Source organism: Acidisoma sp., assembly GCF_035492295.1.
Classification (GTDB): domain Bacteria; phylum Pseudomonadota; class Alphaproteobacteria; order Acetobacterales; family Acetobacteraceae; genus Acidisoma.
In genome coordinates this window covers 1-2,327 of sequence record NZ_DATJJK010000072.1, presented here as the reverse complement: position 1 = coordinate 2,327, position 2,327 = coordinate 1, and the positions used below count along the sequence as shown (strand labels likewise).

The following is a 2,327-nucleotide window of genomic DNA, read 5'->3' as shown; positions in this document are numbered from 1 at the left end:
ATGGAAGTTCCCCTTCACGCTTGCAGCAGCCGTTCGTTCGACCAAGTTTGAAGGGCGATTGGACAAATAAGCAATAAAGGCGCTTCGTGCTGCAATAGCAAAAATCTATAGATGATTACGCCACCAATATTAGCAGATTTCGGTCTTTTCTGAATATTCTGTTTTTCGGCGAACTCTCAGTAACTAAGGAAATAATTGTGTTGATTTAAGTTGAGATTTGATGGGGATGCCCGCTCCCGACGGGATCGCGACGCGCCAAAGTGTAAGACCTTCCGCCAAGGAGCCGAGGAACACTGACAAAGCCTTAAGATACTGGCCTCATCGCCGCGCGCTGCGGCATAGCGCGCACCTTCGTTCGCCGGCGCTGGGCGAACCCGGCAAGGGCAATGGAGACGACGAGGGTGACGCCGTTGAATAGCGGCTCCACATAGAAGGCGCCTCCGAGTTGCTGGATGCCTGAAATGCCGACTGCGAGGATGAGGACACCGCATATCGTGCCGCAGACATTCACCCGACCCGGCCTGATCGTCGTGGAGCCAAGAAAGGCCCCCACCAAGGCCGGCAGCAAATAATCGAGGCCAACATTAGCTTGCCCGATGCGCAACTGCGACGCCAGAACGCAGCCAGTGAAGGCGGTCAGGAATCCCGACACGACGAACACACCGATGACACGGCGTCGGACTGGAATGCCGTTCAGGGCAGCCGCCTTTTCATTGGCGCCGATCGCATAGATCTCTCGGCCGACAGGCAACCGCTCCGTGACCAGCCACATCAGTATCGACAAGACCAGCACATAGATCGCGGGCATCGGGATCGAGAAGATAGAGAGCGCGTTGATGTCGAGAAAGCCATTTGGCAAGAACCCGATGACCTGACGACCGCCGGTATGCCACAGAGCGAGGGAGTAGAGGATGGTCCCCATGCCGAGCGTCGCAATGAAAGAATCGACCTGTGCCACTTCGACGAGGAGACCATTAAAGAGACCAACCAAACTCCCCGCGATCAGAACGAGAAGAACTGCGACAGGCCAAGGCAGATGAAACCAGACCTGAAGACTGATAGCTAAAATATGCCAAAGCACGATGCCAAAGCCGACCGTCAGGTCAATCCGACCAGCCATCATGGGAATCATTGCAGCGAGTGCCAACAGCGCGATGATCGATTTGTCGCTGAGGATTAGTCTTGCGTTCAAGGCCGTGGGGAAGGTGTCCGGGAGAATTGCAGAAAACAGGATCACAAGCAGAATAGCGAGAATCGGAAGGCCATAGATCGGTAATAGCCGGATCACGGCGCCCCAGCGCGACAAGGCGGCCAGTTCGGACCGGGTTGGTTCCAACGCATTGGATTTAAGCGATTGCATTGCAATCCTCGAGATGATCCAAAAATGGTTTCGCCCCGCCAGCGTAGCCAACTGACGCGGAGGCTACAGCGACAAGATTTTTGATGGATAGATCCGCAGCGCCAAGTTCAGCCGCGACCCGACCGCGGTTGAACACCAGCGTGCGGTGACAAACCTTGGCGACTTCCTCGAAATCCGTCGAAATGATGATGATCACGGAACCGGCCGCCAATGCGACGTCGAACAGGCGGTATATCTCGGCCTTGGCGCCAACATCGACGCCAGCCGTCGGATCTTCGAATATATAGACCTTCCCGCCAAGATTCAGCCAACGGCCGATGACAACCTTCTGCTGATTGCCGCCCGACAGAAGCTCGACAGACAACGCCGGATTGTTAGGCCGCAATCCCACCTCATTGCCAAGAGTCAAAGCTTGAGTGATCTCGCGGCTCGGATAGACGATAGACCAAGGATGAAGTCCAGCCATCACGTTGTTGACGAAGAGGTTCTCTCGTATCGTCATGCCCGGCAACACGGATTCGCCGACGCGATCGGCGCAGACTAGTGCGAGGCCACGCTGCATTGCTTCGCGCGGTGACTGCACCTTGAGGGTCTGCCCATCCAGTTCGATGTGACCTTGATCGATCGGCAGGAGGCCAAAAAGGGCTCGGCCGAAGCTCTCCTGTCCGGCTCCACGAAGCCCCACGAGCCCGACAATCTCGCCTGATCGGAACTCACAATCAATCGGACCGACGTCGCCGATCGTCATGCCTTCAACGCTCAGCCTTACAGGGCCTGCACGTTCGACCGGGCGCCGGAAGACTTGGGACGGTTCCCGCCCAACAATGAGCAGAATGACCTCCTCGGGTGTTGTATTTGCGACCAAGCGCTCACCGGCAACAGAGCCGTCCCGTAACACGACTATTCGATCGGTGATCTCGAAAATCTCGTCGAGCCGATGCGAGACGTAAATGATTCCCATCCCCCG

2 protein-coding genes are annotated in these 2,327 nt (G+C 56.4%); both read right to left on the bottom strand.

Annotation, left to right across the window (positions count from 1 at the left end; translation table 11 throughout):
- Positions 1 to 304: 304 nt before the first annotated feature.
- Positions 305 to 1,360 (bottom strand): ABC transporter permease, encoded by a 1,056-nt coding sequence (locus VL752_RS05265; RefSeq protein ID WP_325352888.1) that lies wholly within the window; start codon positions 1,358 to 1,360, stop codon positions 305 to 307.
- The coding region (locus tag VL752_RS05260) for an ATP-binding cassette domain-containing protein (protein ID WP_325352886.1) at positions 1,347 to 2,327 on the bottom strand (981 nt) is incomplete at its 5' end. The genes VL752_RS05265 and VL752_RS05260, both read right to left, overlap by 14 nt.